This is a genomic window from Dechloromonas sp. H13 (genome assembly GCF_009469615.1).
In the GTDB taxonomy this organism is placed as follows: domain Bacteria; phylum Pseudomonadota; class Gammaproteobacteria; order Burkholderiales; family Rhodocyclaceae; genus Azonexus.
Genome location: NZ_SSXX01000002.1, coordinates 1 through 23,193, shown reverse-complemented (window position 1 = coordinate 23,193; position 23,193 = coordinate 1). Strand labels below are relative to the sequence as shown.

Genomic DNA, 23,193 nt, shown 5'->3' with positions numbered 1-23,193 from the left:
ATGTCGAAATTCTTCATCAACCGGCCGATCGTCGCCATGGTCATCTCGATCCTGATGACCATCGTCGGCCTGGTCGCCATGTCGGGACTGCCGATCGCCCAGTTCCCGAACATCGTGCCGCCGCAGATCCAGGTCAACAGCACCTACACCGGCGCCGACGCCCTGACCGTCGAGCAGGCGGTGGCCACCCCGATTGAGCAGCAGATGTCCGGCGTCGACAACATGGACTACATGTACTCGATCAACGCCAACAACGGCCAATCGACGTTGTACGTGAACTTCGCGCTGGGCACCGACGCCAACACCGACCAGCTGCTCGCCCAGATGCGCGAGGGGCAGGCCGAGTCGCAACTGCCCTCGGACGTGCGCAACTACGGCGTGACGGTCCAGAAATCGACCTCGTCGCCGCTGGTCATGTTCGCGCTCTATTCGCCGAACGGCACCTACGACAACATCTTTCTCGCCAACTACTCGTACATCAACATCAACGACCAGATGACGCGGGTCAAGGGGATCGCCAGCGTCACCGTCTTCGGCGCCGGCCAGTACGCGATGCGCCTGTGGGTACGTCCCGACGTCCTCGCCAAGCTGAACATCACCGTTCCCGAGATCATCAGCGCAGTCCAGAACCAGAACACCGTCAACCCGGCCGGCCAGGTCGGTGCCGAGCCGGTGCCGGCCGGCCAGGAATTCACCTACGCCGTCCGCGCCCAGGGCCGGCTGGTGACTGAGGAAGACTTCGGCAAGGTCGTCCTGCGCGCCAACCCGGACGGCTCGATCGTCCGCGTTGCCGATGTCGCCCGGATCGAACTCGGCGCCCAGACCTACAACATGGAAGGGCGGCTGAACGGCAAGCCGGCGGCGCTGATCGCCCTCTACCAGATCCCCGGCGCCAACGCCCTCGATGCCGCGAACGGCGCCAAGGCGCTGATGGAGAAGATCAAGCAGGGTTTCCCGCCCGATCTCGACTATGTCATCGCCCTCGACACGACCCTCTCGGTCACCGAGGGCATCAAGGAAATCCAGCACACGCTGTTCGAGGCACTGGTGCTGGTCATCATCGTCGTCTTCGTCTTCCTGCAGGGCTGGCGCGCGACGCTGATCCCCCTGCTGGCGGTGCCGGTCTCGCTGGTCGGCACCTTCATGCTGTTTCCGCTGTTCGGCTTCTCGATCAACACGCTGTCGCTGTTCGGCCTGGTGCTGGCGATCGGCCTCGTGGTCGACGACGCCATCGTCGTCGTCGAGGCGGTCGAGCACCACATCGAGCATGGCCTGTCGCCGAAGGAGGCGACCCTCAAGGCGATGAGCGAGGTGACCGGCCCGGTCATCGCCATCGCCGTCATCCTCGCCGCGGTCTTCGTGCCGACCGCCTTCATCCCCGGCATCACCGGCCAGCTCTACCAGCAGTTCGCCGTGACCATCGCGATTTCCGTCATCATCTCGGCCTTCAACGCGCTGACCCTGAGCCCGGCGCTGTGCGCCCTCCTGCTCCGCCCCAAGGTCAAGGGAACCGGACTCCTGCAGAAGTTCTACGATCGCTTCAACGAGCTTTTCGGTCGCCTCACCGGCGGCTATGTCGGCGTCTGCCGCCTGGCGATCCGCAAGAGCCTGATCAGCCTCATCTTCATCGTCGGCATCGCCGCCCTTGCCGGGCTGTTCGGCAAGACGCTGCCGGCCGGCTTCCTGCCCGACGAGGACCAGGGCTACGTCTTCGCCGGCGTCCAGCTTCCGGATGCCGGGTCGCTGCAGCGCACCTCGGAGATCGCCCGCCAGGCCGAAGATCTGATCAAGGATGTTCCCGGCGTCAAGTACGTCACCACCGTCGTCGGCTACAGCATGCTGAGCCAGGTGCAGAACACGTACAGCGCCTTCTTCTTCATCACCTTCGAAGACTGGTCGAAGCGCACGAAGCCGGAGGAACAGTACGGCGCAATCAAGGCTGAACTCTCGAAGCGGCTGGCCGGGATCAGCGGGGCCATCGGCTTCGCCTTCCCGCCGCCGGCCATCCAGGGGGTCGGTGTCTCGGGCGGTGCCACCTTCATCCTGCAGGACCGCGCGGGCAAGGACATCGATTTCCTCTCCGAGCAGACAAACCGGTTCCTCGAAGCGGCGCGCAAACGTCCCGAACTGGCCAGCGTGACATCGACATTCCGCCCGGTCGTGCCGCAACTGTTCATCGACGTCGACCGCGACAAGGTGCTCAAGCAGGGAGTCAACATCAAGGAGGTCTACCAGACGCTGCAGTCCTTCCTCGGTAGCGGCTTCATCAACTATTTCAATCGTTTCGGCCGCCAGTGGCAGGTCTATATCCAGGCCGAGGGCGAGTTCCGCAGCGACATCGAAAATGTCGGCCAGTTCTTCGTGCGCAACAAGGACGGCCAGGCGGTTCCGCTGTCGGCGCTGACGTCGGTGCGCAGCATCGCCGGCCCCGAGTTCACGATGCGCTTCAACCTGTATCGCAGCGCACAGATCAACGCCTCGGCAGCGCCCGGCTACAGCTCGGCGCAGGTCATGCGCGCGCTGGAGGAGGTCTTCCACGAAACCATGCCCAGCGAAATGGGCTTCGACTACTCGGGCATGTCCTTCCAGGAACAGAAAGCCGCCAAGGGCGTCTCGCCGATCGCCATCTTCGCCTTCTCGCTGCTCTGCGTCTTCCTGATCCTGGCCGCCCAGTACGAGAGCTGGTCGTTGCCGTTCTCGGTGCTGCTCGGGACGCCGATCGCCGTCGCCGGCGCTTTCGCGGCGCTGCTGTTCCGCGGGCAGGAACTCAATGTCTACGCGCAGATCGGCCTCGTCATGCTGATCGGCCTCGCGGCCAAGAACGCGATCCTGATCGTCGAATTCGCCAAGATGGAATACGAAAAGGGCGAACTGTCCCTGGCGGACGCGACCCTGAAGGGCGCGCAATTGCGCCTGCGGCCGATCCTGATGACCTCCTTCGCCTTCATCCTCGGCTGCGTGCCCCTGGCGCTGGCCAGCGGTTCCGGCGCCATTTCCCGTCAGGTGATGGGCGGCGCCGTCATCGGCGGCATGCTGGCGGCAACCGGCATCGCGATATTCATGATCCCGGTCACCTTCTACGTCGTCGAGAAGCTCAACCGCCGCGGCCAGACCGGCCCGGCCGGCGAAGCCACGGCCGGCACGGACGACAAGCCGGCTGCCGGCAAGGAAGGAGACGGCCATGCGTAAGCCCGTTGTCGCAGCACTGATCGCCCTGCTCGCCGGCGGCTGCATGGTCGGCCCCGACTACGTTCGCCCGCCGGTCGACGCGCCGGCGGCCTGGCGCCTCGACGAGAAGGACGTCCGCGACCTGGCCAATACGGCGTGGTGGGAACAGTTCGGCGATCCGGTACTCAACGACCTGGTCGCCACGGCCCTGCGTGAAAACAAGGACCTGATGATCGCCAGCGCGCGGGTCGACGAATTCGCCGGGCGCTACGGCTTCGTCCGCGCCGAACTCTTCCCGCAGGTCGGTGCCGGCTACGATGCCAGCCGGCAACGGGTCAATTCGTCGGTCATTTCCGGCAGCGGCGGCGAGTCCACGTTCAACTCCTACTCGGCGGCGCTCAACGCCGGCTGGGAAATCGACCTCTGGGGCCGCATCCGCCGCCAGACGGAAGCCGCCCGCGCCCAGTTGCTGGCCAGTGAGGAGGCACGGCGTGCGGTCGTCATGACGCTGGTCGGCAGCGCCGCCGGTGGCTACATCAACCTGCGCGACCTCGATCGCCAACTGGAGATCGCCCAGGCGACTGCCAAGGCACGTGGCGAATCGTACGAAATTTTCAAGCTGCGCTACGAGGGCGGTATCATTTCGCTGCTCGAACTCAGCCAGAACCGCTCGCAATACGAAGAGGCGCTGGCGACCATCCCGGTCTTCGAGAAGGCCATCGCGCAGCAGGAAAACGGCCTGAGCGTATTGCTCGGCAAGAACCCCGGCCCGATCGCGCGCGGCAAGACGATCGACGAACTGCTGCTGCCCGGCATCCCGGCCGGCCTGCCGTCGGAGCTCCTGGCGCGCCGTCCGGACATCCTCGAAGCCGAGCAGAAGCTGATTGCCGCCAATGCGCTGATCGGCGCCGCCAAGGCGCAATACTTCCCGACCATCTCGCTGACCGGCCTGTTCGGTTACAGCAGCACCAGCCTCGGCAACCTCTTCGACAGCCAGTCCAAGGCCTGGCAGTACGGCGGCGGGATCGCCATGCCGATCTTTACCGCCGGCGCCATCGCCGGCCAGGTCCAGGCCGCCGAAGCCAGCCAGCAACAGGCGCTGTTCGCCTACCAGAAGGCGATCCAGCAGGGCTTCCGCGAAGTCAACGATGCGTTGATCGACCAGGACCGGACGCGCGAACAGCTGCAGGCGCAGAATCGTCAGGTCGCCGCCCTACAGGAGTATGCCGATACGGCGCGCCTGCGCTACGAGAACGGCTACACCAGCTTCATCGAGGTGCTGGATGCCGAACGCAGCCTGTTCAACGCCCAACTGCAATACACCCAGACCCAGCAGGTCCAGTTCCAGGCAATGATCAACCTGTACAAGGCGATGGGCGGCGGCTGGGACGTCGCGGCGGAGAAGACGGCTGCCGCGCCCGGCGGACGCTGATGCCGTGACCGGCGGCCCGCGGCGTCAGGCACCTGCCGGGATAAGCGGGGTTCTGACCGCGTTGCGGCGCGGCGCGACCCGCCTGATTCCGGCGGTGGCGCTACTGCTGTTCGCCGGGCACGCGCTGGCACAGCTCCCCTTCAAACCGGCCAAGCCGCCGGCAACTGCACCGGCTGCCGAGGCCGGGGCAGCGGAACCCGTCGACCCGCGTGGCCGGGTAGAGAAGCAGCTTGCCGATGCGCGCCGCCTGCTGGAAGCGAGCGGGCCGGTCGGCGCGGGCGGCGCGCTGACCAGCGAGCGCCAGCGCCTGCTCGAACGCCTCGTCGTCTCCTACGGCGAACGCCTCAAGCTTTTCGACGAACTCGATGCATTTCGCGACGGCCGTACCGACCAAGCCAGGCGACAGGCCCTGTACGCCGAATTCGCCGGTCCGCCCCCCTACTCCGCCCTGCGTGTCGATGCCTTGCGCCAGGAATACGATGCCGACCGCGAGCGCCTGCAGACCCTCGCCTCCGGCGAGCGTGCCCTGGAGGCCCAGAAGCGCACACAGCTCGAAATGCAGCGGCGCGCCCAGGAAGCGGTACGCCTCGCCGAGGACCGCGTGGCCCGCGCGCGCAACGACGCCGACGCCGAGAAGGAGCGGCAGGCGGTCGAGCTGGCCACCCTGCGCCGCCAGCTCACCGATGCCGAACTGGCCAACATGCTGGCCGGCGAGGAGCGCATCCAGGCCGAACGCAAGCTCCTGCAGGCCGCGGCCGGCGAACTGCAGGACCTGATCAGCCGCGTCCTGCCGCAGCAACGGCTGACGAAGGACGAGGCCGAGCAGCAGCAGGCCCGCCTGCGCGACACCCTCAACAAGCTGGCGGCGGAAACCGACCGCCGGCTGGCCGATAATACGCGGCACGCCGCCGATCGCGAGCGCCTGACGAAGGAGACGGCATCCGGCGAACCGTCGCTCGCCGACATCCGGCGCCTCAAGCTGCTCGATGAAACGCTGGAAACGGACCGCGTCGTGCTGATGACGCTGAACTGGATGCAGAACCTCGGCCAGGCAGTCAGCGAGGCCTGGAAGCAGCGTTTCTCCGGGCTATCGACCAGCGATGCCGGCGTCCGCCAGAAGGTCGTGGCGACCCTCAGCAAAATCAGGGAAGAAATGCGCACCCGCAAGCCGCTGTTCGAGGAACTCGCCGCCGGCGCCCGGGTCGCCGTGCGCGACCAGGAACTGCGCGTCGACGGCGCCGCCCTCGACGCCGCGGCGGCTGCCCACGAAGCCGCCCTCCTCGAGGTGCTGCGCCAGCGCCTGGCGGCCTACGAGCGGCTGATCCTCGCCGCCGAGCGCTTCGACCGCCAGCTCGACCGCTGGCTTTCCGGCGACTTCGGCATTGCCGGCGAAGCCGCCAGCAGCTACTGGAAGGTCGGCACGCTGGAACTCCTGCAGAAGCTGAAGCATGTCTGGGACTTCGAGATGTTCGCCGTCGAGGACTCGACCGTCGTTGACGGCAAGACGGTCACCGTGACCTACGGCGTCACCATCGGCAAGAGCATCGGCTCGCTGCTGCTCTTCCTCCTCGGCTACTGGCTGTTCTCGCGCGTGGCGCGCCGCCTGCAGCGCATCATGGTCGACCGTTTCGGTGTCAACCAGCAGCTGGCCAGCGTCATCCGCCGCTGGGTGATGATTTCGCTGGGCCTCGTGCTGCTCGTCTTCATCCTCAACCTGGCGCGCATTCCGCTGACCGCCTTCGCCTTCATGGGCGGCGCACTGGCCATCGGCATCGGCTTCGGCACCCAGACCATCATCAAGAACGTCATCAGCGGCATCATCATCCTCTTCGAGCGCAAGATCCGCGTCGGCGACATCGTTGCCATCGGCGGCACAACCGGCCACGTCACCGCCGTCGACCTGCGCGCCTCGACAGTGCGCAGCTTCGACGGCGTCGAGGCGCTGGTGCCCAATTCCATCTTCCTGGAAAACCAGGTGGTCAACTGGACCTATTCCAATTCGCAGATTCGCCGCGAAATCCGCATCGGCATCGCCTACGGCTCGCCGGTGCACGAGGCCGCCGACATCATCGCCGGTTGCGCCGAGGACCACGGCCAGGTGCTGAAGGACCCGCCGCCCGCCGTCTTCTTCGAGGATTTCGGCGACAACGCCCTGGTCATGGCGCTGGTGTTCTGGGTCGAACTCAACGCCAGCGTGCCGGGGCGGCGGATCGACAGCGACCTGCGCTTCGCTATCGAGAAACGGCTGCGCACGGCCGGCATCGACATTCCCTTCCCACAGCGCGACATCCGGCTCAACATCGGCGACGCCTTGCCGGTGCAAGTCATTCCTGCCGCCGGCCCGCCGCCCGATGCCGGCGCCAGCCTACCGGGCTGAGCGCTCCCCGCGCTCCCTGCGGCGCGACGGCGGTTCGCCGAAGACGAAGGTGTAGAGCACGTCGAGCGCATTGTCGGTGCCGGCGCGGGCAATCAGCGACACCTGGCGGCTGAGCGCCATGCTGAGCTTGACCACGCTCCCGGCACGGCCCAGCGACTGGTCGTAGGAGAGCAGCACATTGTTCGACAGGCGGCGGCCGACGCTGAGGATCTGGTTGCCGGTGCCTGCCGTCGTGTCGAAGGTGCTGCCGACGACCCGGCTGCCCATCTGGCGCCCGCCGCTGTCGCCGATCTCGCCCTGGCGCACACTGAATTCGTCGATGCCGAAGCCCTGCTTGATCTGGCGCACGATGCCGCCCGATTCGTTGCCGAACAGGCTGCCGGCCGCCGACAGCAGGAGTCCGGCGGCGCCGGCCCCGCCCTGCTCCGGCCCGTGGCCGAGGACAAGCCAGCTCAGTTTCTCGACGTCCGGCAGGTCGGGGTCGGAGACCAGCCGCACCACCGGCCGCTGGACCGTGCCACTGATCTGCACCCCGGGCTCGACGGCCAGCCCGCGGCGCACCGCGCGGGCGTCGATCGCCGGGTTGTCGACCAGCCCCTGGAAGGTCAGGATGCCGCGCTCGATCTCCAGTTGCTGGCCGAAGGCCTCGAAACGTCCGCCCTGGGTGCGGATGCGACCGCTGGCCCGCGGCAGGTCACGCCCCTTGGCGGTGAATCGGACGCTGCCGGCCAGGCGGGTTTCCAGGCCGAGGCCGCTGAACATGAAATGGCGGCCGAGGTCGGTTTCCAGCTCGAGGTCGAGGCTAGGCCGGAAACCGCCCGGCTGCGCCGTGCCGTCGGCGGCCAGGATGACCACGTCGTCGGACAGGCGCGGCGCGCCCATCGGCGCCATCTGCCAATAGGCGGCGTCGACCGCGACCCGCCCACGGACCGCAAGCGTCCCGGCCTGCCAGGCGATGCGCCCGTCGCCGGAAACCGTCAGCCAGCGATCGGGCAACTGGTAGACGCCGATCCGGTCCAGGCGTAGTTCTAGCGCCGCGCTCTCGTTGCTGCGGTCGACCCGCATTTCACCGCTGATTTCAAGCTGCCCCGGCCGCCCCGCGAGTTCCGCCAGGCGCTCGCCGGCGGCGCGCTGCAGCGGCCGCGGCGCCGGCTGCAGCGGACTGTCGAAGGCCAGCTTGCCGACGCGCAGCAGGTTGTCGTCGAGCCGCGCGTCGAGCACGCCGCCGCTCAGGCGCATCCCGGATTCCGGCACCGTCAGCGCCAGCGCCTCGCCGCGGAACAACCCGGAGAGCAGCGGATGTTCCGGCGTGCCGGCGAGCTTCAGCTCGCTGTTCAGGCGGCCGCCGGTCTGGGCGCGTTCGTCGAGCAACTCGGCCAGCCAGGCGAGATCGGGCGTATCGCCGCGCACGAAGCCCTGCCACGCCGCCTGGCGGTCGAGCGTCCATGCGTCGCGCATGCCGGCGTCGAACTGCCCGGTAATGTGGCCGAGGCGCGGGCCGCGCACGTCGGCCTCGACATGCAGTTGCCGCCCGCCGGCCTTTGCCGCCAGGCGCAGCTGCCAGGGATCGCCGGCGAGGAGCAGCGGACCGAGCGACCACGCATCGCCGCCGATAACGAGCGCCGCCGGTTCCTTCAGCGCGAACGAGCGGAAGCGCTCGCCGGCGACCAGCCGCGCCTCGTCGAGCCGGCCGGACCAGCGCCAGTGCTGCAGGTCGTCGGCGAAACCGCCCGCGGCCGCCAGGGTCAGCACGTTGTTGCCGGCGATCTCGCCGCCCGCCTTCAGGCTGTGCTGGCGGCGTGTCCCGGCGACCTGCACGTCCAGCTTGCGGAGCAGGCCCGGCTGGTCGACGCCGTCCACGGTCGCCACCCGCAAATCGAGGCGCAGCGGGCTGTCCGGCTGGCTGCCGAGATCGGCGGCCAGGCTCGCGCCCTTGAGGCGCCCGATGCCGGGCAGGCCGAGGCGCGGCGTCGCCAGCTGGCCGGCCAGGCTCGGCTGTGCCGCCGTGCCGGCGAGCGTGATCTGCCCGGCGAGGCTACCGTCGATCCCGTAGGGCGCCAGTTCCGGCGCCTCGATGTCGACGCGCAGGCTGTCGCCGGGCTGCCCGAAGGCGCCGCGCGCGCTCAGCCGGTTCGGCCCGGCCGTCAGCTGGATGTCGGCGCGCGGAATACGCGGCCAGTCGATGACCAGTTCGCCGCGTCCGCCCAGTGGCTGGCCGGCGAGGCGGCTGTCGCGCAATGCGAACTGCGCCTCGACGACCGGGCGCGGCTGCAGGCGGCCGCTGGCGGCCAGCGTGCCGTTGAGCGCCGCCGCCGGCACACGGGCGAAACGGCTGGGGTCGAAGCGCAGCAGTTCGCCGCTCGCCGAAAAATTCATGTCGCCGCCGCTTTCCAGTTCACCGCTCGCCCGCAGCAGGGCATCGCCGGCCCCCAGTTCGAGGCGCGCCAGGCTGAGCTTGCCGTCGGCGTGGCTGGCCTCGGCGCTCAGCGTGAAACGTGCGTCGGCAAGGCGGAAGGCGACCTGCTGCCGCGCGCCGCCGAGCGTTGCCGAAATCGGGCCGTTGAGGCGGGTCGACCGCAACACGCTGGCCAGTTTCTCGGCATCGAGCGCCTGCGCGGCAAGGTCGAGGGTCAGGCTGCCGTCCTGCCAGTGCCCCTCGCCGCTGAGCCGGCCCGTGCCCGGCAGACGCGCCATCAGGGCGCTCAAACGGGCGCCGTCGTCGGCCCAGGCGAAGCGGCCGCTCAGGGTTTCCAGCGGCAGGCGCTGGCGGTCGAGCGGGCCGGCCAGCGCGTTGCGCAGCTCGAATTTGCCCGCGACGGCGCCGGCCCGCCCTTCGTCCGGCCGCAGTTCGGCCTGCAATTGCAGGCGGGCAGTCGGCGCGCCGGCGAGCCACGCGGCCGGGTCGACGTCGGCCAGTTCCAGCCGCGCCTCGGCGAAGGGCTGGCGGGCGAAGGGGGTGAGCAGCGCCTGGCCGCTGCCGCGCACGCCCTCTTTGGCGGCAATGGCGAGCACGATGCGGTCAAGCGGCCCGGCGGCGCTGGCGGTCAGCCGCAGCGGCTGTTCATCGAGTTGGCCGGCGATGCTCAGTTCGGCGTTCAGCGGCAGCGGCGCATCGCCGCCAAGTTCCGCCGTGCCGGCGATCTTCGCCAGGCCGAGTTCGCCGCTGAAATCGCGCAGGCGATGGCTTCGCCCGTCGCTGGCGATGACGGCGCGCAGGTTGCCGGCGCTCAGGGTATCTCCGTAGTCGAGGCGGGAAATGAGCACTTTTTCGACGTCGACCGCAACCGGCAGGCGCAGGCTGGCCGGCGGCGTGCTGGCCTGGTCCGAACTGGCGATGTCGAGCCTGACGCGCGCCGCGGCGAGTTCGTGGATGACCAGGCGCCGGTCGAGCAGGGCCCCCGGCGACCAGTCGAGGCGCAGGCCCTCGATGTCGACCGCCAGCCCGGGTTCGCGCCAGCCCAGGCGGGCGACGCTCAGCGGACCGAGCAGCCGGCCGCCGGCCGCCTCGATCTGCAACCGGCCGCCGCTGGCCGCCCCGGCCAGCCGGGCGAGCGCGACGAGTCCGCTTTCGCTGAGGCCGAACCAGGCGCCGGCGGCCAGCAGGAGGGCGATGAGCAGGACGACGAGGCGCTTCATGTCAGAACGGGATGGCCAGCGAGAAATGCAGGTGGACCGCCTCGCTCTGCTCGCCGTAGGCGAGGTCGACGGCGATCGGCCCGGCCACCGTGCGCCAGCGGACGCCGAGGCCGTAGCCGTAGGCGAGGTCGACATGGCTGAGGTCGTCGACGGCGTTGCCGGCATCGACGAAGGCGGCGATGCCCCATTGCTCGTCGAGCCAGTGGGTGTATTCGACGGTGGCGTTGGCCATGTAGCGGCCGCCGACGATGGCCGAGCCCTCGCTGACGCCAAGGCTCTGGTAGCTGTAGCCGCGCACCGAGCCGGTGCCGCCGGTGCGGAACACGTATTCCTGCGGGATGCCGTTGCGCGAATCGGCGATGGTGTAGCCGATTTCGCCGCTCAGCATCAGCGTGTCGCGCTGGCCGACCGGGAAGAACTGCTGGTAGCGGCCGAGCAGGCGGATGAAGTTCTGGTCCGACAGCACCGCCTTGGCGGCGCCGCCGACCTGGCCATGGAGGACGATGCCCTCGCGCGTGTCGAGCGGGTTGTCGACATGGCGCCAGGTCCATGCGACGTTGGGGACCAACGCCCGGCTGATGCTGTCCGGCGCGCCTTCCGGTTCCAGGCGTTCGTCCTGCCAGGTCAGCGACAGGCGGGTCTCGAACGGGCCGTCGCGCCATGCCTGCTGGCCGCCGATGGCGATCCGCTCGGTGCGCAGGCCCTGGATGTCGGTCGCCTGGACCATGGCGCCGACGCTGTTGCGCCGCTGCGATTCGCTCGGCGGGAAGAAGATGTCGGCGTAGGCGGTCTGCTTCTTCTGCTCGATCCGCAGGCCGGTGTTCAGCTCCCAGGCCTGGCCGAAGAGGTCGGCGGTCTGGAAATTGGTCTCGACACGCGCCCCGGTATTGGAACTGATGCCGGCGCCGAACGACAGACGGTGCGCCGGGCGTTCGCTCAGGCGCACGATGACCGGCGCGGTGACGACGCCGTCGGCGCCCGGCGGCGCGTCGCGGTCGATGCTGACGTGCACCGAGCGGAACTGCGGCGTCGCCTGCAGCGCCGTCTGCAGCGCGTTGAGGTCGGCCTCGCGGTAGGGCGCGCCGGGCCGCACGCTGCGGTTGTGGCGGTCGACCAGGGTCGCCGGGTAGCGCTCGAGGCCCTCGATCCGCAGTTCGCCGAAACGGAATGCCGGGCCGCTGTCGTAACGCGCCATCAGGCGCGCCTCGCGGGTGGCCGGGTCGATCGTCGCCTGGCTGTCGACCAGGCGCGCCGCGGCGAAATCCTCGGCCAGCAGGCGCGAGAGGAGCTGCTGCTTGGCGGTGTTCCAGTCCTGCTGGCGAAACGGCTGGCCGACCGCCAGCGCCCAGCCGGCGATCAGTTCCTGCCGCATTTTTGCCGGCAGCGGGCCGTCGACCGCAACATCGACCGCCGCGATCAGCGTCCGCGGGCCGGGCTCGACGACGAGCCGCGGCAAGCCGTCCGCCTCGGTGAATTCGATCTGCGGCGAAAAATAGCCCTCGGTGGCGAGGATTTCGCGCACCATGCCCTGCAGGCGCCGCTGGCCGCCGGCCCCGGGCGCCGGATCATCCGGCAGGAAGGGGGCGATCAGTTCACCGATCTCGTCCGGCGCCTGGACATCGATGCCGCCCGCCATCACGCCTGAAGTGCACGCGAGCAGAAGGAACGGGACAAGGCACCGGCGGAAAACGGATCTGGCTATCACCCCGGCATTTTAGTGGCTTTTGCCGCAGCCGGCCGCGCGCCGCGGGCAAATCGCCGGCCGCGCGCAGGAAAAGGCGTTCAGTTGAGCGCGTCGTCCTTGTAATACTTGGTGCCCTTGACCGTCGCCTCGGCCGCCAGGCCCTTGTCGGTCAGCTGGAAGAGCCAGACGCCGGGGGCAACAGAGACGGCCCCTTGGTAGGCCTTGCCGTGGCTACCTTCGGTCGCCGCGAGCGTCGCCTGGGCGCCGGCCTCCCAGCCGGAACGAACGAACTGGTTCATCGCTTCCTTGTTCTCGAATACGAAGACCAGACGGAACTTCTTGGCGCCGAAGCCGAGTCCGCCCTGCACCTCGACCATTTTCATGAAAACTTCGCGGTGCGTGTCGTTGGCGACGACGACGCCCTGGCCGGTGCCGCCGCCAAGCACCAGGATCTTCATCCCGAAATTGCTGAAGGTCGCGTAGCCGGCCGCCGATTCGACGAGCTTGCGGGTTCCCGGATTGGTCTTGTAGAGCTGATTGAGTGTGGCCGCCGAGTTCTTGCGGATTTCGGCGCGCTGTGCCTCCTTGTCGGCCGCCGTGGCCAGCCCCGGAAGCCCGGCGAAAAGCACGAAGATGACGCCAATGACGCTGATGAGCCGCTTCATGGAAAGCCTCCCTCTTTTTGACGTTGGGCAATTGGCCGGCGCCGGGCGCGACCACGTTTTTATGGTGCGCCAAATGACAGGGCCGGGCAAGGCCAGGCGAAAACCGCCGGGGCGTTCAGGCGTTTCCGGGCGGCAGCAGGAAGCTGCGCGGCTCGCGCCGGAAACGGCGCCAGATGGCGCGCAGCAACGCCCCCCAGTGTTCGAAGCGAATGCCGCGCGCGCCGAGCGCGGTGCGCAGGGCCAGCGCGAAGCTTACCGCCAGGTTGGTCATGCCGATCAGCGCGATGCCGAGCGCGGCCCAGAACACGACCTTGAGCGGCAGCTCGAACTGGAAGCCGATGAAGGCATAGCCCAGATTGGCCGAGGCGAAGGCGATGTGCCGGATATCGAGCGGCAGGCCGATCATCTTGCCGATGTCGCCGGTCGAGCCGAGCATGCAGCCGAACAGGAAGTTGCCCATGATGCCGCCCAGGCGGTCCTGGATGTAGGCGCCGATGCGCGCCGCGCGCGCCCGGCCGAAGATGCCCTGCAGCCAGCGCAGGCGGGCGATGCGGGTGCCGACGTCGCTGTAGGCGGCCTTGTTGTCGAAATAGCCGGTGATCAGGCCGGACAGGAACAGGAAGAAGCCGGCGATCGCCGCATGCGGAATCGCCCAGCTCAGCGGATCGAGGTCGGCCAGCAGGTGGGCGCCCTTTTCCAGCGGAATGACCGGGCGCCCGAGCCACTGGCTGAGCCCGAAGCCGAGCAGGATGGCGACCGGCAGCGCGACCATGACGTTGCCGGCGATGGCGGCGAGCTGGCTGCGGCAGACGGCGGCGACCACGTCGACCAGGCGCTCCAGCTCGGCCTGGCGCGTCGCCCGCACGTCGCCGAGCAGGCCGGCGAGCGTCTGCGCGGTCATCGCCGGCTGCTTGGTGGCGACCGTCATGCCGAGCAGGTAGATGGTGACGAAGCCGAGGCCGTAGATCAGACTGAACAGGATGGCCTCGACGATCAGCGGCGCGTGCAGCCCGGCGGCGAAGATCTTGAGCAGCGCCATGCCGCCGATCAGCACCCCGGCGCCGGCCGCCGAACGCCACATCTGCCCGTAGTCGCTGCGCGTCTCGCAGATGTAGTGCTCGCCGGAGCGCGCCGCGTTCTCGGTCACCCGCACGGCGAGCAGGCGCGACAGCTGGCTCATGTAATGGCTCAGGCTGTTGCGCCGGTTCTCGGCGAGATAGGCGGCACGCGTGAACTCGGCCCAGGCGCCGATCGCCTTGCCGCGTGCGGTCGACGCCTGCGAAGCGGTCAAAATGGTGACCAGCTCGCGCAGGCGCTCCAGGCATTGCTCGCTGCGCGTCAGCAGATAGCTGAGATGCAGGCTGGTGCCGACCGTCTGCGCCCGCTTGCGGACGCGCTGCAGCGTGCTTTCGCACTGGTCGACGATGACCAGCAGCTGGCTGCCGTCGTCGGCCGGGCGGGCGGGATCGTCGAGCGCCGCGCGCAGGGCGTTGACGAACTCCAGCGCTTCGGCCGACAGGGCGACGAAACACGGCAGGTCGTCGTCGAAGCTGGGCGAGGCGCGCATCAGCTCGCCCTCGACCCCGAGACCGCTAACGCGGTGCGCCAGCAACAGCACTGCATCGAGAATCTGCTCCTGGATGCCGCGCCAGTCGACGCTGTGCAGCTCCTCCTCGGGCGCCAGCAACTCCCAGAAGCGCTGCGAATGGCCGGGCTGGATCAGTTCCAGCCAGCGCCAGTCGTCGGAACGGTCATAGACGACGTGCATGCAGTCCTTCAGCCGCCGCTCGTCGGGCACTTCCGGCAGCAGCCGGTCGCCGAGGATGCGCCACCATTCCGAGAAGAAGCCGGTGCCGGGCAGGATGCCGCTGTCGGTGAAGAAGGTGACGAGGCGGCGGGTGGCGATGAAATGGACGACGCGGGTGCGGAAGATCGCCAGCAACTCGGCATCTGCCTCGAGGCAGGCAAGCATGAACTCGTAGCGCTCCGCCGCCCCGGTGTCACGCCGGTTCTGCGGACGGATTTCGGCCACCAGCCGACGCACCAGCTCCAGCGTATCGGCCGCCGGATCGCGGAAGGCCTCCACGGCCGCCCGCAGCCGGTCTTCAGGGGGTTGCGCGCGGTGGGCCAGCCAGCGGGAGATCCTTGCGAAAAGGGACATGCAGCGGCGAATCAGCTTTCAGTCGGCTTGGTGGCCGTCTTCCGGGCAGTTTTGGGCGTCGCCGCCTTTGGCTTGGCGGCTGCCGCCTTCGGCTTGGCGGGCTTCGCGGCCCCAGTCGCAGCCTTGCTGACTGCAGCCCTGCTGACTGCAGCCTTGGTGACCACAGCCTTGCTAACCGTAGCCGGCTTGGCAACGGCCGGGGCTGCCGCGCGGCGCACCGGCTTTTTCGCCGCCGGCGGCGCCAGGCGCGGGTGGCCGAGCGATTCGCGGATGCGCGCCAGCATCGCCTTCTGCGCCGCCGTTGGCCGAGCGGCCAGAATCCGTTCGTCGGCGAACAATTTCGTCATCAGCGTTTCCAGGCGCGCGGCGTCGGCTGGATCGGTCAACAGTTGCGGCAGGGTGGCGAGTGCCGCCGCCGGCGACTCGTTGACGATGATTTCCTGCGTCCCGCGGATGCGGCGCTGCTCGTCCGGCTCTGTTTCCGGCAACAGGTCGGCATAGTCCTGGATCAGCTCGGCCTTCAGGTGCAGGCGCGAAAGGGGCAGCGGCTTGTCGCCCTTGTCCTTGAGCAGGAAGGCGATGCGCGCGACGGCAGCCGGATAGCCGCCTTCGGCGATCTGCGCCAGCGCCGCGCGCACCGTTTCCGCCTGGCGCGTGTCGGCGGCCTGCTCGCGGGCCAGCGACGGGCTGCGGTCGGCCATCAGGTTGGCGAACATGTGGCCGTAGAGCTGGAAGAAGGCGGCCTCGCTGATCGCATCCTGCACGGCGCGGTAGTAGGTCAAGGTCGCCGAGAGGATGCCCGAACCGGCGTTTTCCAGCTGGCGCAGCGGGTTCTCGGGGCCGGCCGCCTTGCGGTGGCTTTTCACGAAGGCGGCGGCCGGCGCCAGCCAGCCGAGCCACGGGTTGATATCCGAAATCGCCCAGCGCTGCATGCGCAAGGGGTGGAATACACGGCCCAGCTTGGCGGTCGTCTCGTTGGACATCTGCTGCACCAGCGGCTGGGCGAACAGCTCGTAGGCCTTCTGGTTGAACTCGGACACCTTGGCGACCGCCTCGAAGGCCTTTTCATCCTTGCGCTCGAAGCGGTTGAGGCGCTTGGTAACCTCTTCCAGCGTGTGCTCGACGAATTCGACGTCGTAGCTCACCGCACCGTCCCGGCTTTGGTGCTCGATGATGTTCATGCCGTAGAGGCCGGGCGGCAGCGCCTCGATCGATTTCAGCACGGAGACGATCTGCGCGTGTTCCTTGCGGGCGACGGCGCCCGAGACGAAGATGCCGAGGTGGCCGACATTCTTGTGCAGCAGGCCGACGATGACCTGGCAGTTGGCCTTGATCTCCGCGGTCGAGCCATAGGTATCGGCAACCCAGTTGAAGGCCTGTTCCGGCGGCGTGATGTCGTCGCCCATCGAGGCGAAGAGGACGATCGGCGAGCGGATCGCCTTGAGGTCGAAGAGCTTGCCCTGCTTCGACGTCGTTTCGCTCCACAGCTTGTTACCGACGAAGAGGTTCTGCGTGATCCACTCGATCTCCTCGCGGTTGAGCAGGAACATGCCGCCCCACCAGCGTTCGAATTCGAGGAAGCGCGGCGGCTCGGTGTCGACGTTCTTGAAGACGTGGTAGTACTTGTCGAAGAAGGTGTTGGCCGGATGCAAGCTTTCGAAGTTCTGGACCAGCCAGGCGCCGTCGAAGACGCCGTTGGACAGATCAGCCACCAGCGACGACAGCCAGGTGCCGCCGAGCAGGCCGCCCGAGTAGCGCATCGGGTTGTCGCCCGCGCCCTCTTCCCAGGCGCCGCCCCAGTAGGACATCGGCGCGCCGTTGATCACGATCGGGCCGGTGTCGTCGGGATCGGACGCGGCCAGCATCATCGCCGCCCAGCCGCCCTGGCAGTTACCGATGATGACCGGCTTCGGACTCTCGGGGTGCAGCTCGCGCACCTTGTGCACGAAGGCGGTTTCGGCCTCGCAGACGTCGAGCAGCGTCTGGCCGGGTTCCGGCTCGGGGAAGAAGGAGACGAAATAGACCGGATGCCCGTCGCGCAGGGCGACGCCGACCTGCGAATCGTCCTTGAAGCCGCCGATGCCCGGGCCGTGCCCGGCGCGTGGGTCGATGACGATATACGGCCGGCGTTTCATGTCGACCGTGACACCCTTGGGCGGCACGATGCGCAACAGCGCGTAATTGACCGGGCGCGCGAACTTGCGCGCGTCGAGCACGGTTTCGTACTCGAAGTGCAGCAGCGGCGGCAGCCCCTTCTTCTGGTGCTCGCGGAAATCGTTGCCGCGCTGGCGCATGGTATCCCAGAACAGGATCGCCCGTTGCGCAAAGTCGACCGCGTAATCGTTCCAGGCGCTACCGGACTGCAGGAGCGACGGCAGCGTCGCCGCGCTTTTCGCCTGCGCCTCGCGCAGGGCCTTCGAGAAGTCGCTCTGGGCGTGTTGCAGGCGCTTCTTCAGCAGCTCGGCGACGTTGCGATCGATCTTCGTATTCTGGGACAGGGTATTCATGAGCGATTTCATCGATGTTCTCCCGGCAGATGGCGGCACCTGCACCGCAGACCGTCATGGTAAAGCACTCCCCCTCGCCGGCATAGCCGTCGGCCAGTCATCCGGCATTGCCCGGCGCCGCGGCAATGCCTATGATGGCATCACTAAAACATACACGGAGACTCGCCATGGAACAGAAGCACGCCAAATACGAACGCCTGCTCGCCCACTGCCGGGAACTACCCCCGGTGCCGACCGCCGTTGCCCATCCGTGCGACGAGAGTTCGCTGCGCGGCGCCGTCGAGGCGGCCGAAATGGGGATCATCCGGCCGCTGCTGGTCGGTCCGCGCGACAGGATACTGGAGGTGGCGAAAGCGGCCGGCCTCGACGTCGCACCCTATGAAATCGTCGATGCCGAACACAGCCACGCGGCGGCCGACGAAGCCGTGCGCCTGACGCGCGAGGGACGCGCCGAACTGCTGATGAAGGGCAGCCTGCACACCGACGAGCTGATGGGCGCCGTCGTGCGCAGCGGCACCGGCCTGCGCACCAACCGCCGCATCAGCCACTGCTTCATCATGGACGTGCCGAGCCTCGACCGCGCCATCTTCGTCACCGACGCGGCGATCAACATCTTCCCGACCATGGAAGACAAGATGCACATCATCCAGAACGCCATCGACCTCGCCCATGCGCTGGGCAACGAAAAGCCGAAGGTAGCGATCCTCTCGGCCATGGAAACCATCAACCCGAAGCTGCAGTCGACCATCGAGGCCGGCGCCCTGTGCAAGATGGCCGATCGCGGGCAAATCACCGGCGGCATCCTCGACGGCCCGCTGGCCCTCGACAACGCCATCGACCTCGACGCCGCGAAAATCAAGAAGATCGAATCGCCGGTCGCCGGCCGTGCCGACATCCTGGTCGTCCCCGATCTCGAGGCCGGCAACATGCTGGCCAAGAGCCTCAGCTTCATGGCCGACGCCGATGCCGCCGGCATCGTGCTCGGCGCCCGCGTGCCGATCATCCTGACCAGCCGCGCCGACTCCGTCCTCACCCGCCTCGCCTCGTGCGCCGTCGCGGCACTGGTCGCCGCCAACCGTCGCCAGCAGGCCGGCAAGGCCGTCACCGGCTGAAGTTGACAACACGCAAAAGACCGGGGCCGGCATGCGCCGGCCCCGGTATGGATCTCACCTGCCCAGCCGTTCAGAAGACGGCGGGCACGTACTTGTACGGGTAATCCGGCTCCTTGTAGCCCTCAGGCTTCTGGCGCTTGGGCAGCACGACCTTGGCGCGCTTGATTTCCTCGTAGGGAATCTTGCTCAGGAAGTGGGTGATGATGTTCAGGCGCACCCGCTTCTTGTCGTTCGACTGCCCGACATACCATGGCGCCCACGGCGTGTCGGTCTTCTCAAACATCTCGTCGCGCGCCCGCGAGTAGTCGTACCAGCGGCTGTAGGACTTGAGGTCCATCGGCGACAGCTTCCAGATCTTGCGGCCGTCGTCGATGCGCTGGGTCAGCCGGCGCGTCTGTTCCTCCGGACTCACCTCGAGCCAGTACTTGAGCAGGATGATCCCGGATTCGATCATGACCTTCTCGAAGGCAGGCACCATGTTGAGGAAGCGCTGCGCCTGCTCGTCGGTGCAGAAGCCCATGACGCGCTCGACGCCGGCGCGGTTGTACCAGCTGCGGTCGAAGATGACGACTTCGCCGGCCGCCGGGAAATGCTGCAGGTAGCGCTGGGCGTACATCTGCGACTTTTCGCGCTCGGTCGGCGACGGCAGCGCGACGACCCGGAACACCCGCGGGCTGACCCGCTCGGTGATCGCCTTGATCGTGCCACCCTTGCCGGCGCCGTCGCGTCCCTCGAAGACGACGCACACCTTCAGCCCCTTGGCGACGACCCATTCCTGCAGCTTCACTAGTTCGACGTGGAGTTTTTCCAGCTCACGCTCGTATTCCCGGGCGCCCAGCTTTTCGTCCGGGGCGGCGGCTTTCTTGCCATCCTTCTTCTTGCTCATCGTTCTCTCCTCAAAATCGATCGTTTTTCGGGGTCGACCGCAACCGGGCTGCGGATCCCTGGTCAGGCCATGATGTTCACGCCGCCATCGACATACATCGTCTCGCCGGTCAGGCGGCGGGCGTAGGGCGTCGCCAGGTAGGCGCAGGTGAAGCCGACGTCCATGATGTCCACCAGTTCGCCGACCGGCGCACGCTTGCCTGCCTTGTTGAGCATCAGGTCGAAGTCCTTGAGCCCCGACGCGGCACGCGTCTTGAGCGGCCCCGGCGAAATGGCATGGACCCGGATATGCTGCGGGCCGAGCTCGTAGGCAAGGTAGCGACATGCCGCCTCGAGCGCCGCCTTAACCGGCCCCATGACGTTGTAGTTGGGCTCGACCTTCATCGCGCCGTGGTAGGTCATCGCGAACATCGTGCCGCCGTCCTTCATCAGCGGCGCCGCCAGTTTGGCCATGCGAATGAAGGAATGTACCGAGATGTCCATCGCCAGGGCGAAGCCGTCGGCCGAGCAGTTCAGCAAACCACCCTTGATATCCTCCTTCTTGGCCGAGGCGATCGAATGGACCATGATGTCCAGCTGACCCCATTCCTTCTCGATGCGCGCGAACAGCGCCTCCAGTTCGCCCGGCTTCGCAACGTCGAGCGGCGCGAAGATCGATGCCTCCAGTTCCCGGGCCAGCGGCTCGACATGCGGCTTCGCCTTCTCGTTGAGATAGGTGATGGCGACATCGGCGCCAACCGCGCGAAACGCCTTGGCGCAACCATAGGCGATCGAGTCGCCATTGGCGATGCCGACGACCAGGGCTTTCTTGCCGGCCAGGATGGGACGAGGATTCTCGATGGACATGTATGTCTCCAGTCTTGTGATTATTGGATTGACCACTTTCGCTGCGACGAGTGGCGAGTGGAACAAGGCATCGCGCCCGCCCCTGCATGCCGACATGCTTGCAGTATGGCTCCCCTGAAAACAGGACTCAAGCATCCTGCAAAAAAAATGCTTTTCGGGCTGTATGGCCCTTATAACCTCCATCTTCAACGTGCTATTCTGATTTTTGTCATCGCCGGATCCGACATCAGAGGAGAACATAATGAAAACGATTCGCTCCTTCGTGCTGTGGTGGCTGGCTGCCAGCGTCCTGCTGGTTTCGGCCGCCCAGGCACAAAGCAACACCGCATCGGCAGCTCCCCCGCCGTTCAAGGCCGAGGAACTCGATGCCCTGCTGGCACCGATCGCGCTCTATCCGGACTCGCTGCTCTCGCAGATCCTGATGGCCTCGACCTATCCGCTCGAAGTCGTACAGGCGGCGCGCTGGTCCAAGGCCAACCCCAAGCTCAGCGGCGACGCGGCGGTCAAGAAGGTCGAGGGTGAAAGCTGGGATGTCAGCGTCAAGTCGCTGGTCGCCTTCCCCAACGTGCTGGAGATGATGAACGAGAAGCTCGACTGGACGCAGAAGCTTGGCGACGCCTTCATCGGCCAGCAGAAGGACGTCATGGCCTCGATTCAGCGCCTGCGCCAGTTGGCAAAGAACAGTGGCAACCTGGAATCGAACCAGCAGCAGGTGGTGCGCACCGAAGCGCAGTCCATCATCATCGAGCCGGCGCAGCCGCAGACGATCTACGTGCCGGCCTACAACCCGACCGTGGTCTACGGCGCCTGGCCCTACCCCGCCTACCAGCCCTACTACTACCCCGGTGTCGCGGCCTGGTACCCGGGAGGCGCCCTGGTCAGCGGCTTCGCCTGGGGCCTCGGTTTCGCCGCCGCCGGCGCCATGTTCGGCGGCTGGAACTGGGGCCACGGCGATGTCAATGTCAACGTCAACCGGGCGACCAACATCGACCGCAACTACAACCGCAACAACGTCAATGCCGGCAATAACTGGCAGCACAACCCGCAGCACCGCGGCAACGTCGGTTATCGCGACCAGGCCTCGCGCGAGCGTTATGCCGGCAACCGGGGCGCAGATCGTGGCGAATTTCGTGGACGTGACGGCGAGCGCGGCGGGGATCGCGATGGTTTGGGCGGCGACCGCGGCGGCCGTGACGGGATCGGTAGCGACCGTGGTGGCCGCGACGGAATCGGTGGCGACCGCGGCAAGGACCGTGACGGTATCGGCGGTGGTGATCGGGGAGGCAATCGTGACGGTCTTGGCGGCGGCGACCGCGGCGGCAGTCGCGACGGCGTGGGTGGTGGTGGTCATCGGGACGGACTGCCCAGCCATAGTCAGTTTGAACGCGGCGGCAGCGGTAGTCGCCCCACCACCAGCAACCGCGCCAGCGCCTTCGACGGTGTTGGCGGCGGCAACCGCGACCTGGACCGCGGCCGGGCCAGCACTTCGCAGATGCAGCGCGGCGGCGGCCAGAGCTTTGGCGGCGGTGGTGGCGGCGGCGGTAGCCGCAGCTTCAGTGGCGGCGGCGGTGGTGGCGGCCGCGCGGGTGGCGGCGGCGGTGGTCGCGGCGGACGGCGATAAGGAGAGCAGACCATGAAAACGAATACCCATTCGCGTCTCCTGGCAGCACTTCTCCTTGCCGCCACGCTGGCCATGCCGGCGCATGCCGCCAAGTCCTTCGCAACGCCGGAAGCCGCCATGGAGGCCTTCGGCGCGGCGATCAGGGACAATGACGAAGCGGCCAAACAGGCCATTCTCGGCAAGAACTACCGCGCGGTCATTCCGCCCGTCGGCGCCGAGATCCGCGACGCGTTCCTCGTCAACTGGGCGCAATCGCACACCGTGCAGATGGACGACGACGGCCACGCCCGGATTGCCGTCGGGGATTCCGGCTGGACCCTGCCCCTGCCACTGGTCAAGACCAAGGCCGGCTGGGTTTTCGACCTGAAGGCGGGCAAGGAGGAGATGGTCATCCGCGAGATCGGCCGCAACGAACTGGCCGCCATCCGGGTAGCGCAGGCTTTCGTCGATGCCCAGCGGGAATACGCGGCAAAGGACCGCAACGGCGACGGCGTCACGGAGTACGCGGGAAGGATCGTCAGCACACCCGGCCGGAAGGACGGCCTCTACTGGCCCGACGAGCCCGGACAGGAAGCGAGCCCGTTCGGCCCCTTGCTGGCAAAGGCCGCGGCCGAGGGCGGCATCAAGCACAAGGGCAGCTACCACGGCTACCGCTACCGGATTCTCGTGGCCCAGGGCGCCGGGGCTGCCGGCGGCGCCCGCGACTATGTCGTCGACGGCCGCATGACGGGCGGCTTCGGACTCCTGATGTGGCCGGCCAAACATGGCCAGACCGGCATCATGACCTTCATGGTCAATCAGGATGGTCAGGTCTTCGAGAAAAACCTCGGCCCCGACACCGCGGAAAAGGCGGCGCGGCTGAAAAGTTTCAACCCCGACAGTTCGTGGCGGAAAGTCGACGCACCATGAAAAAACGCCATTTTTTGAATTACAATACGCCGTCTAAATTTTTTTGACAGGGAATTTCTCATGAACAACATTGCCAAGAAGTCGCTTGTTCTGGCTCTGCTGGCCGGTATCGGCTTCGGTGCCACCGTCGCTCAGGCTCAGGAGCGCGTTTATGTCATCGACCAGCGTGACGTCGTCGCCAAGAGCGGTT

Annotated in this window: 13 protein-coding genes; 6 read left to right on the top strand and 7 right to left on the bottom strand. The window is 67.5% G+C overall.

Annotated features, from left to right (window positions below; translation table 11 throughout):
* From GH660_RS04505 to GH660_RS04495, 3 genes are read left to right on the top strand one after another with little or no spacing between them, the layout of a single operon-like run.
* Nucleotides 1-3,189: an efflux RND transporter permease subunit gene (locus tag GH660_RS04505; protein WP_153145408.1), complete on the top strand. Its 3,189-nt coding sequence runs from the start codon at nucleotides 1-3 to the stop codon at nucleotides 3,187-3,189.
* The gene (locus GH660_RS04500) at nucleotides 3,182-4,600 is read left to right on the top strand and encodes an efflux transporter outer membrane subunit (RefSeq protein ID WP_153145407.1); all 1,419 of its coding nucleotides are present in this window, start codon (nucleotides 3,182-3,184) and stop codon (nucleotides 4,598-4,600) included. Before GH660_RS04505 ends, GH660_RS04500 begins: the two co-directional genes overlap by 8 nt.
* A gap of 4 nt (nucleotides 4,601-4,604) precedes the next feature.
* Entirely contained in the window at nucleotides 4,605-6,977 is a 2,373-nt protein-coding gene (locus GH660_RS04495; RefSeq protein WP_153145406.1) for a mechanosensitive ion channel family protein, read from the top strand.
* Here GH660_RS04495 and GH660_RS04490 read toward each other — a convergent pair.
* From GH660_RS04490 to GH660_RS04470, 5 genes are all read right to left on the bottom strand, one after another.
* Nucleotides 6,966-10,613 (bottom strand): translocation/assembly module TamB domain-containing protein, encoded by a 3,648-nt coding sequence (locus GH660_RS04490; protein WP_153145405.1) that lies wholly within the window; start codon nucleotides 10,611-10,613, stop codon nucleotides 6,966-6,968. The genes GH660_RS04495 and GH660_RS04490 overlap by 12 nt on opposite strands.
* A gap of 1 nt (nucleotide 10,614) precedes the next feature.
* The gene (locus GH660_RS04485; protein WP_153145404.1) at nucleotides 10,615-12,249 is read right to left on the bottom strand and encodes an autotransporter assembly complex family protein; all 1,635 of its coding nucleotides are present in this window, start codon (nucleotides 12,247-12,249) and stop codon (nucleotides 10,615-10,617) included.
* Between the two features lie 146 nt (nucleotides 12,250-12,395).
* Complete coding sequence (locus GH660_RS04480; RefSeq protein WP_153145403.1) at nucleotides 12,396-12,962, bottom strand: YSC84-related protein; 567 nt, start codon at nucleotides 12,960-12,962, stop codon at nucleotides 12,396-12,398.
* A 115-nt stretch (nucleotides 12,963-13,077) separates the two neighbouring features.
* Nucleotides 13,078-15,123: a site-specific recombinase gene (locus GH660_RS04475; RefSeq protein WP_153145402.1), complete on the bottom strand. Its 2,046-nt coding sequence runs from the start codon at nucleotides 15,121-15,123 to the stop codon at nucleotides 13,078-13,080.
* A gap of 11 nt (nucleotides 15,124-15,134) precedes the next feature.
* Complete coding sequence (locus GH660_RS04470) at nucleotides 15,135-17,642, bottom strand: DUF3141 domain-containing protein (protein ID WP_228276365.1); 2,508 nt, start codon at nucleotides 17,640-17,642, stop codon at nucleotides 15,135-15,137.
* Nucleotides 17,643-17,755: 113 nt separating this feature from the next.
* On the opposite strand from GH660_RS04470, the gene GH660_RS04465 reads away from it, so the two are divergent.
* On the top strand, nucleotides 17,756-18,742 hold the full coding sequence (locus tag GH660_RS04465) for a phosphate acetyltransferase (RefSeq protein WP_153145401.1): 987 nt from the start codon (nucleotides 17,756-17,758) through the stop codon (nucleotides 18,740-18,742).
* Nucleotides 18,743-18,812: 70 nt separating this feature from the next.
* On the opposite strand, the gene ppk2 is transcribed toward GH660_RS04465, so the two are convergent.
* Nucleotides 18,813-19,628 (bottom strand): polyphosphate kinase 2, encoded by an 816-nt coding sequence (ppk2, locus tag GH660_RS04460; RefSeq protein ID WP_153145400.1) that lies wholly within the window; start codon nucleotides 19,626-19,628, stop codon nucleotides 18,813-18,815.
* A gap of 62 nt (nucleotides 19,629-19,690) precedes the next feature.
* A complete protein-coding gene (gene fabI, locus GH660_RS04455) occupies nucleotides 19,691-20,473 on the bottom strand; it encodes an enoyl-ACP reductase FabI (RefSeq protein WP_153145399.1) in 783 nt (260 codons plus the stop codon).
* 241 nt (nucleotides 20,474-20,714) lie between these two features.
* Here fabI and GH660_RS04450 point away from each other — a divergent pair, with 241 nt between their 5' ends.
* Nucleotides 20,715-22,094: a DUF3300 domain-containing protein gene (locus GH660_RS04450; protein ID WP_153145398.1), complete on the top strand. Its 1,380-nt coding sequence runs from the start codon at nucleotides 20,715-20,717 to the stop codon at nucleotides 22,092-22,094.
* A 12-nt stretch (nucleotides 22,095-22,106) separates the two neighbouring features.
* Nucleotides 22,107-23,003, top strand: a complete 897-nt coding sequence (locus tag GH660_RS04445) for a DUF2950 domain-containing protein (RefSeq protein ID WP_153145397.1) — start codon at nucleotides 22,107-22,109, stop codon at nucleotides 23,001-23,003.
* Nucleotides 23,004-23,193 lie beyond the last annotated feature (190 nt).